Source organism: Candidatus Accumulibacter meliphilus, assembly GCF_036625345.1.
Classification (GTDB): Bacteria; Pseudomonadota; Gammaproteobacteria; order Burkholderiales; family Rhodocyclaceae; genus Accumulibacter; species Accumulibacter meliphilus.
Genome location: NZ_JAZKTZ010000010.1, coordinates 135,853 through 149,036, shown reverse-complemented (window position 1 = coordinate 149,036; position 13,184 = coordinate 135,853). Strand labels below are relative to the sequence as shown.

Genomic DNA, 13,184 nt, shown 5'->3' with positions numbered 1-13,184 from the left:
CTTAAACCGTCATCGGATTGGGTTTGTTCACGTCGATGCCGTACTTGGCGATCGCCGTGGCAACCGTCTGCTGCTCGATCGCTCCCTCGTCGGCGAGCGCTTTCAGCGCGGCAACGGTGACCCAGCGGCGATCGACTTCGAAGAAGTGACGCAGCTGCTCGCGCGTGTCCGAGCGACCGAAGCCGTCGGTACCCAGCGTCACGTAGCGACGGTTGATGAAGGGGCGAATCTGCTCGGCGTACATCCTGACGTAGTCGGTCGCCGCAACGATCGGACCACGCGTGTCAGCCAGGCATTTTTCGACGTGCGACAGGCGCTGTTTTTCGGTCGGGTGGAGCATGTTCCAGCGCTGCACGTCGTTGCCGTCACGTGCCAGCTCGCCAAAGCCGGGGCAACCCCAGAGGTCAGCATCGACACCCCAGTCGTTCTTGAGCAGCTCGGCGGCAGCAATGACTTCGCGGAAAATGGTTCCCGAACCCAGCAGCTGCACGCGTGGCGTCGCCGGCTTGCTATCCGAGGACGCACCGCGACGCAGCAGGTACATACCCTTGAGGATATCGGCCTCGGCGCCGGCCGGCATTTCCGGATGCTCGTAGTTCTCGTTCATCACCGTGATGTAATAGAAGACATCCTCCTGTTCCTGGTACATCCGGCGCATGCCTTCGCGCATGACCACCGCGACTTCGAAGGAGAAGCTGGGGTCATAGCTGATGCAGTTCGGAATCAGTCCGGAGAGAATCAGCGAATGACCATCTTCGTGCTGCAGACCTTCACCGTTCAGGGTCGTCCTGCCGGCAGTACCGCCGATCAGGAAGCCCCGCGCGCGCTGGTCGCCAGCCGCCCAGCAAAGGTCCATGACGCGTTGAAATCCGAACATGGAATAGCAGATGTAGAAGGGGATCATCTGCACGCCATGCACCGAGTAGGCGGTCGCCGCGGCGATCCAGTCGCTCATTGCGCCGGCTTCGTTGATTCCTTCCTGCAGTACCTGGCCGTCGATCGACTCCTTGTAGAACATCAGCTGGTCATGGTCTTCCGGAACGTACTTCTGACCTTGCTGGTTCCAGATGCCGATCTGGCGGAAGAGGCCTTCCATGCCGAAGGTGCGTGATTCGTCGGGCACGATCGGGACCACGTGGCGGCCGATCTTCTTGTCCTTGAGCAGGATGTTGAGGAAACGGACGATAGACATCGTCGTCGACACCTCGCGGCCCTCGCCCGACGCCTTGAGCAAGGCATCGAAGGCCGGGAGCTCCGGAATGTCCAGCGCTTCGGCACTACGTCGGCGTTGCGGCAGATAGCCGCCGAGGTCCATCCGCCGCTGCCGCATGTAGGTCAACTCGGGCGAGCCTTCCTCGAACTTCAGGTAAGGCAGTTCCTTGAGCTGATCGTCGGCGACCGGCAGGTTGAAGCGATCTCGGAAGCGCTTGATGGCCTCGAAATCGAGTTTCTTCTGCTGGTGCGAGATGTTCATCGCCTCACCGGCCTGGCCCATGCCGAAGCCCTTGATGGTCTTGGCCAGAATCAGCGTCGGCTGACCCTGATGTTCCACAGCCGCCTTGTAGGCGCTGAAGATCTTGAAGATGTCGTGGCCCCCGCGGTTCAGCCCCCAGACCTGTTCGTCGGTCCAGTCCGCGACCAGTTCCTTGAGTTCCGGACTATTGAAGAAGTGCTCGCGGACGTAAGCGCCATCCTTGGCCTTGAAGGTCTGGTACTCGCCGTCCACCGCCTCCATCATGCGTTGCTTGAGGATGCCCTTCTTGTCGCGCTGCAGGAGCGTGTCCCATTGCGTTCCCCAGACCAGCTTGATGACGTTCCAGCCGGCGCCGCGGAAAGTGCCTTCGAGTTCCTGGATGATCTTGCCGTTGCCGCGCACCGGCCCGTCGAGACGCTGCAGGTTGCAGTTGATGACGAAAATCAGGTTGTCCAGTTTCTCGCGCGCGGCCATGCCGATGGCGCCCAGCGATTCGACCTCGTCGGTTTCGCCGTCGCCCAGAAAAGCCCAGACCTTGCGGTCGCCAGCGGTGATGAAGCCGCGGCTGTCGAGGTACTTCATGAAACGCGCCTGGTAGATCGCCTGGATCGGACCGAGGCCCATCGAGACGGTCGGGAACTGCCAGAAGTCAGGCATCAGCCACGGATGCGGGTAGGACGAGACACCCTTGCCATCGACTTCCTGCCTGAAGCAGTCCATCTGCTCGTCGGTCAGCCGCCCGAGCAGATGCGCGCGCGCATAAACCCCAGGCACCGAGTGCCCCTGAAAGAAGATCAGGTCGCCACCGTGCTGCTCGGAAGGCGCGTGCCAGAACCAGGAGAAGCCGACGTCGTAGAGGGCCGCCGCCGAGGCAAACGAAGCGATGTGGCCGCCGACGTTGCTGTCCTTGTTGGCACGCACGACCATCGCCATGGCATTCCAGCGAATGTAGTTGTGAATCCGGATTTCGAGATCCGCGTTGCCGGGATACTTGGGCTGCTGATCGACCGGAATGGTGTTGATGTACTCGGTGGTGGCGCTGTAGGGAATATCGATTCCCTCCTGGCGGGCGTGGGAAATCAGGCCGTCAATCAGGTAGTGAGCGCGCTCGGCGCCTTCCCGATCGATTACCCCGCTCAGTGCGTCTTGCCATTCCTGTGTCTCTTGCGGGTCGGCATCGGTGATGCCGGCCGACGGCGCGTTTTCGGGCAGAGCTGCCATGGACTTGTCTCCTGGTCTGCAGAATCATGAAGTGAATAGTTTTGCTGGACGCCCAAGCGAACGTCAGCACAGAGGGTAAACGCTTGCGTCACTACAAAGTACCGCAGCGCAGCAATCCTTGTTGTCCCGCATTGTAAAACACACTTTTGCATCGTGCAATTTCACATGCGCCAGAAGGCCCTTGCGGGTGTTTTGGCACCCCCTATTGACCGTGTCACGGCCAGGAAGTTGATCTGTATCAACGTGGAATCGTCAATCAGCCGCCAAGTGGCCGGCTTTGTAGGCATTTTCCCCTTCCAGGAAGGTAGGCAAGCGCACAAGCGGCGAACTCGGAAGCGGCAACGGACGCCACCTGATTTGCGATAGAATCGCTCTCCTCCGAGATCGATGCGAAGAGACGACGCGCGCCTGGAGCGCCTCGCGTTTCTCGCATTGCCTTCTGGCCACTCCAGGAAACCACGAAATGACAGCAAAAATCCTCGACGGCACCGTGCTGGCACAAAAGCTGCGCGCCGATTTCAAGTCCCGCGCCGAAACGCTGGCTGCGCGCGGCACCCGCCCCGGACTGGCCGTGATTCTGGTCGGCGAAGACGCCGCTTCGCAGGTCTATGTACGCAACAAGGTCAACGCCTGTGCGCAGGCCGGTTTTCACTCCGAAAAAATCACTTATCCGCCGACTGTCGAGCCGGCGCTGGTGCTGGCCAAAATCGCCGAGCTCAACGCCGATCCAAAAATTCACGGCATCCTGGTGCAACTGCCGCTGCCGAAGCACTTTGACAGTGATGCGGTACTCAAGGCGATCTCCCCCGCGAAGGACGTCGACGGTTTTCACGCCGAAAACGTCGGCGCGCTGATGCAGGGCAATCCGCGTTTCATTCCTTGTACGCCCTACGGCATCATGAAGTTCTTCAGCGACGCCGGCATCGAACTGAAGGGCAAGGAGGCAGTCGTCCTGGGACGCTCGAACATCGTCGGCAAGCCGATGGCGATGCTCCTGATGCAAGCCAGCGCGACGGTCACCATCTGCCATTCGCAGACCCGTGACCTGCTGTTCCACACCCGGCGCGCCGACATCCTGGTTGCGGCGCTCGGGCGTGCGCGCTTTGTCACCGCCGAGATGGTCAAACCCGGTGCGGTGGTCATCGATGTCGGCATCAATCGCCTGCCGGACGGCAAACTCTGTGGCGACGTGGACTTCGGCCCGGTCAGCGAGGTCGCCTCGGCGATCACGCCGGTCCCCGGTGGCGTCGGGCCGATGACCATCACCATGCTGCTCGCCAACACCCTCGAAGCCGCAGAAAGAGAGGCGCACTGATGGCACAGCAGCAGGCGCCGCTGGTCGGCGTCGTCATGGGCTCCGATTCCGACTGGCCGACGATGCAAGCGGCGGCAGTGATGCTCAAGGACTTCGGCGTCCCTTTCGAGACCCGCGTCGTCTCCGCGCACCGCACCCCGGATCTGCTTTTCGACTACGCTTCGACGGCCGCCGAGCGTGGCCTGAAGGCGATCATCGCCGGCGCCGGCGGCGCCGCGCATCTACCCGGCATGCTGGCCGCCAAGAGCATCCTGCCCGTCCTCGGCGTGCCGGTGCAATCGAAGGCGCTGTCCGGTAACGATTCGCTGCTGTCCATCGTGCAGATGCCGAAAGGCATACCGGTGGCCACTTTCGCCATCGGCGAGGCCGGCGCGGCCAACGCGGCGCTGTTTGCCGTCGCCATGCTCGCCACAAGCGACGCGGCGCTGGCGCAGCGCCTCAGCGAATTCCGTCAAACCCAGGCCGCCAAAGTGCTGGCCATGAAGCTGCCGGAAGTGTGAGCGGCCGCAGCCCGAACGACAGCCCCGCTCCCGGCCAGGGACTTCTCTCACCGGAGAGCGCTGTCGCTGACCGCCTGCGGCGCGCCAGATGAGTACAAGACGATGATTCTTCCCCCGGCTACTCTCGGCATGCTCGGTGGCGGCCAACTCGGCCGCTTCTTCGTCGCCGCCGCACACGAACTCGGCTACCCGGTCTGGGTTCTCGACCCTGACCCGCACAGTCCCGCCGGACTGATCGCCGACCGTCATCTGGTCGCCGGCTACGACGATTATCCGGTGCTCGACGAACTGGCACAGGGCTGTACGGCGATCAGCACCGAGTTCGAAAACGTCCCCGCCGGCAGCCTCGACTATCTCGCCAAATTCGTCCTCGTGCGCCCGGCGGCAGCCGCGGTCAGCGTCTGCCAGAATCGCATCGCCGAAAAAGAGTTCCTGCGCCGACACCATCTGCCGATTGCCGACTTCATCGCCGTGCACAGCGAACACGACCTGCGTGCTGCCCCGCTCAGCCTTTTCCCGGCGATCCTGAAAGTCGCTCGTTTCGGCTACGACGGCAAGGGGCAAGCCGTCGTCGCCGGTCGTGATGAGGCGATCGCCGCCTTCCAGCACTTCAAGGGCGAAACCTGCGTCCTCGAACAGAAACTCGCGCTCGGCAGCGAAATCTCGGTGGTCCTGGCGCGTGACGAAGACGGCCAGGTGAAAAGCTTTCCGAGCGCCGAGAACAGCCACCGCAAAGGCATTCTCGACGTCTCGCTGGTGCCGGCACGCCTTTCGCCGATGCTGCGCGCAGAGGCCGCCGAACTGGCTGAAAAGATCGCCGCCGGCCTCGGCTATATCGGCACCCTGGCGGTCGAATTCTTCGTTGTCGAGGACCAGCTGGTGGTCAACGAAATGGCGCCACGCCCGCACAACAGCGGCCACTACACGCTCGATGCCTGCCTGACCAGCCAGTACGAGCAGCAGGTGCGCGCCCTCTGCGGCTTGCCGCTGGGCGACCCGCGCGCGCACTCGGCGGCAGCGATGGTCAACCTGCTCGGAGACATCTGGTACGAAACCGGCCCTGCCGGCACTCGCTATCGTGAACCCGACTGGTCACGCCTGCACGCCTTTCCCGGCCTCAAGCTGCATCTCTATGGCAAGCACCACGCCAGGCACGGCCGCAAGATGGGGCACTTCACGGTGGTCGACGAGGACCCGGAGAAAGCCCGCGCCGTGGCGCTGGCGGCCCGTACGGCGATCGGGATCGTCGATGCCCCCTGAGCAGGCGGACATCGAGCGCGCCGTCGCGCTACTGCAGGCCGGCCAACTGGTCGCTTTCCCGACCGAGACGGTCTATGGGCTGGGCGCCGATGCCGCCAACCCGCCGGCGCTGGCCCGCATCTTCGCCGCCAAGGGGCGACCCGCCGAGCACCCGCTAATCGTCCATCTGGCCGGTGCCGGCTGTCTCGACCGCTGGGCGTGCGATATTCCAGCGCTGGCATGGGAGTTGGCCGAAGCTTTCTGGCCAGGTCCGCTGACCTTGATCCTCAAGCGCGCCGCGGGAGTGCCCACTGCAGTCACCGGCGGCCAGGACAGCATCGGCGTCCGCGTGCCCGCACATCCGGTCGCACTGGCTCTACTGCGCGCCTTTGCGCAGGCCGGCGGCGGCGTTGCTGGCATGTGTGGCCTGGCCGCCCCTTCTGCCAACCGCTTCGGCCGCATCAGCCCGACCGACGCCGCGCATGTGCGCGAAGAACTGGGCAACTCCGTCTCCCTGGTGCTCGACGGTGGCCGCTGCCCAGTCGGCATCGAGTCGACGATTCTCGACCTCACGCGCGATCCTGGGCTGCCGCCACGGCTGCTGCGTCCGGGACACGTCACCCCGGAGCAGATCGCGTCGGTCATCGGCATGCTGCCCGAGGTCCTCACGCAAGCGGCGGATGACGGCAGGCCGCGGGTCTCGGGTTCGCTGGCCGCACACTACGCGCCAGCGACGCCGCTGCGCCTGGTGGCCTCGACCGAGCTTGCGGAAGTCGTCGCCGAACTCCGTCAAACGGGCCGCCACAGTGCCATCCTGTGCCACAGCGAGTTCCCGGGCGTCGCGGCGACGCTTGCCGTTCGCCAGCTGGCTGCGCATCCCCGCGGCTACGCGCGCGCACTCTACGCGGCACTGCGCGAACTCGACCAAATGGCCGCCGACCTGATCGTCGTCGAAGCGGTTCCGGCGACACCCGCCTGGGCAGCAGTCGCCGATCGCCTGCGCCGGGCCGCCGTCGGCGCCGGTCAAACGACTGACTCGGCAAACAGGCATCGCTGATCCCCAGTCACCGGCCAGCGCAGCTGGCTCGACAAAGCAGGAGCGCACGGAACCAAGGCGATTCCTGTTCAAGGACAAGCGCTCCTGTTGCGGCCATCGCCTAACGGTCATGACATTTCGAGATACCCCGAATCATGAAAGTCATGACCGCTTCCCTCTCACTTGCAGTGCGCATTCCGGCTTGCACGCCGTAATCGTTCGCCGGGCAGGGAGCATGCTCCCTGAATTCCCCGCCTCACCCCAGACCCTTCTCCGGCGAGGGGAGAAGGGAGTTTCGTGAGTCGCTTGCGCGACTTTCACATTAACGGTCATGACACGTGGAGACACCCCAAATCATGAAAGTCATGACCGTTTCCCTCTTCCCCTGCCCCTTCTCCCGCAAGGGGAGAAGGGAGTTTCGTGAGTCGCTTGCGCGACTTTCACATTAACGACCGAAGCGGTGTTTCCAGAAGAAATCCAGCGCATTGTCGGAGCCGACGCGACCGACGACGTAAAAATTGCGCTTGAGGAAGAGAGTCAGCGTAACGACGCTTTCCGCCGTGGTCAGCGACTGCTGGTAGCCGATCAGCACATCCGAAGACAGCCGTTTGCCGACGCTGACGATCTGCCCGGTCGTCGTCGTGCTGGAACCGAAGGATCCGGTGTTGGCAATGCTGCTGGTCTGCGAACGGCCGGAGCCATCGATCGAGCCACTGCTGACCCCGAATTCGTCAATGCCCAGACCGCGCTGCAGTTTCCCCAGGGTACCGCCATCCTGGCCACCGAAAAGCGCCTGCGCCGCGGCCAGCAAGGCACCCGACCCTCCTCCTCCCCCCTCCTGATCGTTGGCCTGCCCGAGAACCAGCCACGAGAGCTTCTCGGCATCGGGCACCACGGGATCGGACACCAGCCTGATGATCGGTCGTCTGGCGGTACCGGTGACTTCGACGCCCGCTTCGACCGGCAGATTGCTACGAATGGCGCGGATGTTGAGGCCCGGATTGTCGATCAAGCCCTGGAAGTTGAGAATGCCGCGCTCGATGGCCAACTTCTGACCATAGGCATCGAAACGGCCGCCGACGGTGCGAATCGAACCATCCGCCCGCGGCATTCCCGATCCGTCCGACTCGATCTTGAGCGAGCCCGCCAGGCGGCTTTCGACGCCGGCGCCGCGAAAATGAAAGTGCCGTCCCAGGTCGGCGTCGATGTTCAAGGACAGCAGACGAGCCGCTGGCGCCACCTTGGCCTTGCCATCCCCCGCGCGGATGATCACGACATCATCGGAAAGCTGCGGTGTGCCGCTCTTGGCCAACTCCCAGTAACCCGCGTCGACCTTGAACTTGCCGAGGACGTCGAGCACTTTCTCGCCGAGGGTCAGCTTGGCATCGCCGGAAACGAGCATCCATTGATTCGCGCGCTGCGTCACACCGATACGATCGGCGCGCAGGGTGAGAACGCCGTCGTTACTTCCCAGATGCAACTCGCCACTGGCCTCGACGCTACCGGGTTTGCCGGTCAGGGCAGCCACGTCAATGCCCGGATCGAGGGCCAGGGTGCGCGGCATCGGCTGAAAATCGCTCTCGAACACGAGTTGCTTGAGGAGCAGACGCACGTCACCCGGCTTGTCGCCGGTCAATTGCAGCAGCAGCTTGCCGCGCTCCAGACGCATGCCATGGTCCAGGGCACGCACGGCCAGGTCGTCGCCGCGCCATTCACCGCTGAGCTGAGGTTTGCCTGGCGTTCCGGCAAGCTCGACTTCGCCCGCCAGACGCCCGCCGAGTTGCCAGCCGGCTCCCAGCAAGCGGGCCGCCCAGGCCAGATCCGGAACCTTCAATTTGAGCTGACCCTGCCATGGCGCCCGCTGATTGATCAAGGTATCCGCAGAACTGGCCGCGCTCAGCTGGCCACTTAGCTCGCCGAGTTTCTTGCCGCGCAACTGGAGTTCGGCGTCGAGACGGCCGTTCCTGGCCTGCAACTCGACACGCCCCTCCTCCAGACCCAGGGGCACCGTACCAATCGTCAGGTCGCCGCTCTCCCGCCACAGGCGCAGGCTACCCGTCGGCAAGGCGCCCCGCGGCGCATCGCCTTTGCCGGCCGCACGACCGCTGCCGCGGTTACCCAGATCCCATTCGGCATTCAGACGTAGCGCCTCGCTGCTGCCCTTGGCCGCCGCGATGGCCGAGTCGTCAAACAAATCCGGAAACTCGGCGAGTGTCGCCAGCAGCGGCAGGCCGCGCAAATTCCCGGCAGTCTGCCAGCGCTGGCTCTCGTACCGCGCACGTTCGAGACGCAGCGACCAGGCTGGGCCGAGGAACTCGCCAGGACCGGCGCTGACGCGCTCCGCGGCCGCCTGCAGCGGTAACGGCCCGGCGAGACGAACGAAGGGCTTGTCCTTGTCGACCAGTGAAGACAGGCTCAGCTCGCTGAGCGTGCCGGTCCACACCATGCCGCTCGCCGGAGTCGCCAGGCCCCCGGCGAGCAACAGACGCAGATCACGCTTGCGCGGCAGAGCCATCTCGCCGCGCAAGCGGTGCGCACTGCGCACGCCGTCGGCCTCCAACAACAACTTGCCAAGCAGGGTACTGCCATCAGCCAGATCGAGTCGGGCGAGCTGCAGCTTGCCGGCCAGGACCCCGTCCTTGCCATCGCCGAGGCGGGCGCCGAGATCGAGCCCGCGAATCTCGCCAAAATCCTTGGCCGCCAGGCGCACCGAGCGCAGATCCGCCGACACTTCCGGCGCCTTGCTGCTACCGCTGAGAACGAGCGTGCCGCTGAGGTCCCCATCAACGCCAAGCGGATCGAGTTTCGGCGCCGCAATGGTCACCGTCAAGCGATCGCCACGGGCGCCGAAAGCACCTTTCGCGGCCAGTCGGTTGCCGGCGGCGTTGAGCTCGACATCGGCCTTGCGCAGCCGCTCGCCGGCGAGATCGACATCGCCTTTGCCGGTGACCGACTGACCTTGAAAACGACTGTCGTGGAGCTGAAAGCGCAGGCCGAGAACGAGCTGCGGCTGGCTGCTGCCGGTGACCTCGAGTTCGGCATTCAAACGTGCCGCGGGCAGGTCTGCAAAGCGGCTGGGGTCGAAATTCTTCAGCTTTCCCTGCACCGCAAACTTGCCGCTGTCGACCAGGCCGAGCTTGCCACTGGCAAGGAAACTCGCATCGCCGCTCTGCAGTCGCAGCCTGTCGACGACGATCTCGGTCGGCGCAATGGCGATCTTGCTGTCGACAGTGAACTGCGGATCACGCAATTCGATCTCGAGCAACTGCCGATCCGCGCTCAGGCTGGCGCGCAAGGGTCCGGCAAGCCTTGTCCGCCGCAGGCTGCCGTACAGGGCACTCGCGTCGAGTTCCGTCGCTGCCAGACGCAGCGTCAGTTCGCTGTCACGCAGCAGGCCGCTGCCGCGCAGTCGGCCGCCGCCCGACAAACGGAGATCGAGATCGGCCAGCTGCAATTCGTCGTCGCTCAGCCGCAGCCCGGCCTGCAGCGAGACGACCGGCAGGAGTTGCCGGTCGACGCCACCTGGGCGCCGATTGCTCATCGTCAGGCGCCCACCCAGGCCGTCCGACGGCTCGCCCAGAGGCCGCAAATCAACGCTCAAATCGAGCGCCGCCTGCGGCGCACCGGGGCTCCACACAGCCGGGTCGACGCCCGAAAGCTGGGCGACGAGCTCGAGGATGGGCTGCGCCCCGAAAGGATTGATCCTTGCCGTGAGCTGACCGGCGAAGCTTTCACCGGCTTTCGCGTCGACTGGCCGGCCGCTGCCGCGGATGACGAGTTCTTCGAGCGAACCGTCAGCGGTGAGATCGAAGGCCAGAGTTCGTCCCGCCGCCTCGCCCTCGATAGCGGCTTTCGCCATCAGTGCATACGGTTTGTCGGCGGCCAGAGAAAGCTCCCCGCTCACCGCCAGTCCGCTGACACTGGCGCGCAATGCGGCGACGCGATGCAGCAAGCCGTCGCTGCTCAGTGTCGCTTCGAGCGCTTCGACGACGGGCGCCACCTTGCCTTCAGGCAGTGCGTAGTCGCCAACTTCGATGCTGCCGACCCTTAGCTGCTCGATGTCGACAGGCAGCGGCAGGCGCAGGCTGTCCGGCAGCGTCGACGGCTCGTCGCTGGGCAAGCTCGCAAAGCGCAGGCTGGCCACCGCCAGGCGAGCGACCGAGAGTCGCTTCTGCAACAGCTCGGCCGGCCGCCAGTCGAACTGCAGCTCCTGCAACTGAACGTCGAGCGTCGCATCCCGCCAATGTATCGACTGCACGGTAAGCGAGCCCGCGAGCGACCCAGTTGGCGCCGTCAGCGTCAGCTGACCACCGGCAAGCTGCTCGAGGCCTCGGCAGCTGAGACGAAAACCAGCCTCGCTGCCAAGCAGCCAGGCAAGTGCGGCGAGTAGCGCCAAAAGGGCGGCAAGCGGCGCCAGCCACAGCCAGCGGCGCGACTTTCGCAGCGGCGGCGGTGGCTGTGGCGGTGCTGGCGTTGACGATGGGGCGGAGCACTCGTCGCTGCCGCGCTCGGGCGGCTCAAGCGTGCTCATCAAAACGGCACCGCCAGCGAAAAATCGAGGCGCAGCTTGCCTTCGCGCTGGCCGTATGCGAGGTCCACGCCAAGCGGTCCAAGCGGGCTCTTCCAGCGCGCGCCAAGACCGTAACCCACGGCCAGATCGAAAGCGTCGCGACTGTCCTGGGCGTCGCCGGCGTCGACAAAGCCCGCGGCACCCCAGGACGGCGTGATCCAGTGCGTGTATTCAGCACTCATGGTCGTCAGATAACGCCCACCGACAACCGCCGAGCCGTCGGGCACGCCGAGGCTTTGATAGGCGTAACCGCGCACCGAGTTGCTGCCACCGGTGCGAAAGAGAAAATCCTGCGGAATGCCAGTGCTTGATGGGGCAAAAGTCACGCCCAGCTCGGCGCGCAGCAGCAGGCCATCGCTGGCGCCAAGAGGCACCCCCTGCGCATAGCGCAGATAGGTGCGCAGGAAGTCCTGATCGGAAAGCAGCTGCTTGCTGCCGCCGCCGACCTGGAACTGCAGCGCAATCCCCTCTGCCGGGTTCAGCGGATCCGGCGCGTGCCGCCAGGTCCAGCCAGCCTGCGCGGTCAAGGCCTGGTTGGTCGTTGTCGGCGAACCCTTCGGAGTCTGCTTTTCTTCCAGCCAGTTCAGCGCCAGGCGCTGCTCGACGCTACCGCGCTTCTGAACGCGCGTGGCACCCACCGAGTAGCCCTCGAGCGCCAGGTCTTCGATGTCGGATTTCTGGAAAGCGATGCCGACACCATCGCGACGCCGGCGCTGGTCGGGGGGAAGGAAGACGTCGGCGTACGCCGTCTGGCGCAGTTGCTCGATGCGCACCCCGCTTTGCAATTCCCAGGCACGACCAAAGAGATCGTTGTTGCGATAGCTGGCTTCAACGCGCGCGCCAGTGTTGGTGCTGTAGCCGGCGCCCAGCGACACCTGATAAGGCGCACTCTCGCGGACATGCACCACTACCGGCGCACTCACCCGCCCATCATCACCCACGGGCGAACCACCGCCTACCGCGCTGCGCTCAAGGGCAACGGTCACTGAGCCGAAGAAGGGCGTGTCCTGCAGAGCAGTCTGCAAAGCCAGTAGCCGATCCTCACGATAGGGCTCCCCGGGTTGAACGCGATGGTTGTAGCGCTCGACCAGCGCCGCCGAGTAGCGCTTCAGGCCACTGATCTTCAGCTCGCCAAAACTGTAGGGCGGGCCGGCAGCAAGGACGACGCGCAGCTCAACCCGACGCGCCTCGGGGTCGACTCGGGCAGAACTGTCCTGTAGGCGAGCCCCCGCAAAGTCCACCGACAGCAGCTCGGCGAGCAGCGATTGCTTGGCGTCGTCCCAGTCAGCTTGCCGAAACGGCTGGCCGCTTTTCAGTTTCCAGCTCTTGGTCAAGGTCTCGCGCCGTGCCACGTCGACTTCGCCAAGGATTTCGATGTGCACACTGTCGACCGTCGAGCGCGGCCCGGGATCGACTTCGATGAGCAGCTTTCCGTCACCCTCCCTGACCACCACCTGCGGCGAGAAATAGCCCTCGGTCGCCAACAGCGGCGGCACTTCGCGCTGCATGCGGCGCTCGAAAGCCGCCTGCTCCGGCGCATCGGCCACCTCGCCGAGCTCCAGGAAGTTGGTCAGCAATTGGTGCACCTCTTCCGGTGCCTGCAATTGCGGCACAGCGGCGGCCGCTGGCAGGGCGAGCAGCAGCGCTGCCAGAGCGACGAACTTGTACATGGACAGGTAGTGGAGCGGGTGTGGAAAACGGGACAAGGAATGGCGGATAGCGTAACGTTGATGTGGCGGACGCGCCAGGCGCGAGATTCGCGCCGCCAGCAGGCGTGCCTGAAGCGCTTCCTGCAGACCGCATAGCATAGACGCTTTGGCATCGATTTT

General features: G+C 64.6%; 7 protein-coding genes. 4 read left to right on the top strand and 3 right to left on the bottom strand.

Going from position 1 to position 13,184, the window contains the following annotated elements:
• Position 1: 1 nt before the first annotated feature.
• Positions 2-2,695 (bottom strand): pyruvate dehydrogenase (acetyl-transferring), homodimeric type, encoded by a 2,694-nt coding sequence (aceE, locus tag V5B40_RS19595; RefSeq protein WP_332356072.1) that lies wholly within the window; start codon positions 2,693-2,695, stop codon positions 2-4.
• A 463-nt stretch (positions 2,696-3,158) separates the two neighbouring features.
• On the opposite strand from aceE, the gene folD reads away from it, so the two are divergent.
• The 4 genes from folD (at position 3,159) to V5B40_RS19575 (ending at position 6,806) form a co-directional block, all read left to right on the top strand.
• On the top strand, positions 3,159-4,010 hold the full coding sequence (gene folD, locus V5B40_RS19590; RefSeq protein ID WP_291997541.1) for a bifunctional methylenetetrahydrofolate dehydrogenase/methenyltetrahydrofolate cyclohydrolase FolD: 852 nt from the start codon (positions 3,159-3,161) through the stop codon (positions 4,008-4,010).
• A complete protein-coding gene (gene purE / locus V5B40_RS19585) occupies positions 4,010-4,510 on the top strand; it encodes a 5-(carboxyamino)imidazole ribonucleotide mutase (protein ID WP_169068474.1) in 501 nt (166 codons plus the stop codon). The genes folD and purE overlap by 1 nt, the downstream gene beginning before the upstream one ends.
• Before the next feature lie 102 nt (positions 4,511-4,612).
• Positions 4,613-5,770, top strand: coding sequence for a 5-(carboxyamino)imidazole ribonucleotide synthase (locus V5B40_RS19580; RefSeq protein ID WP_169068473.1), 1,158 nt, complete (start codon positions 4,613-4,615; stop codon positions 5,768-5,770).
• Entirely contained in the window at positions 5,760-6,806 is a 1,047-nt protein-coding gene (locus V5B40_RS19575; protein WP_169068472.1) for an L-threonylcarbamoyladenylate synthase, read from the top strand. Before V5B40_RS19580 ends, V5B40_RS19575 begins: the two co-directional genes overlap by 11 nt.
• A gap of 424 nt (positions 6,807-7,230) precedes the next feature.
• Here V5B40_RS19575 and V5B40_RS19570 read toward each other — a convergent pair whose 3' ends face one another.
• Both V5B40_RS19570 and V5B40_RS19565 read right to left on the bottom strand, forming a co-directional pair.
• Entirely contained in the window at positions 7,231-11,316 is a 4,086-nt protein-coding gene (locus tag V5B40_RS19570) for a translocation/assembly module TamB domain-containing protein (protein WP_332356071.1), read from the bottom strand.
• Positions 11,316-13,163, bottom strand: a complete 1,848-nt coding sequence (locus tag V5B40_RS19565) for an autotransporter assembly complex protein TamA (protein WP_332356070.1) — start codon at positions 13,161-13,163, stop codon at positions 11,316-11,318. The genes V5B40_RS19570 and V5B40_RS19565 overlap by 1 nt, the downstream gene beginning before the upstream one ends.
• Between the last annotated feature and the right edge of the window lie 21 nt (positions 13,164-13,184).

Bases quoted from the DNA above. Each gene is read 5' to 3' on its own strand.
- aceE (WP_332356072.1), bottom strand. From the start codon at position 2,695: ATGGCAGCTCTGCCCGAAAACGCGCCGTCGGCCGGCATCACCGATGCC.
- folD (WP_291997541.1), top strand. From the start codon at position 3,159: ATGACAGCAAAAATCCTCGACGGCACCGTGCTGGCACAAAAGCTGCGC.
- purE (WP_169068474.1), top strand. From the start codon at position 4,010: ATGGCACAGCAGCAGGCGCCGCTGGTCGGCGTCGTCATGGGCTCCGAT.
- V5B40_RS19580 (WP_169068473.1), top strand. From the start codon at position 4,613: ATGATTCTTCCCCCGGCTACTCTCGGCATGCTCGGTGGCGGCCAACTC.
- V5B40_RS19575 (WP_169068472.1), top strand. From the start codon at position 5,760: ATGCCCCCTGAGCAGGCGGACATCGAGCGCGCCGTCGCGCTACTGCAG.
- V5B40_RS19570 (WP_332356071.1), bottom strand. From the start codon at position 11,316: ATGAGCACGCTTGAGCCGCCCGAGCGCGGCAGCGACGAGTGCTCCGCC.
- V5B40_RS19565 (WP_332356070.1), bottom strand. From the start codon at position 13,163: ATGCTATGCGGTCTGCAGGAAGCGCTTCAGGCACGCCTGCTGGCGGCG.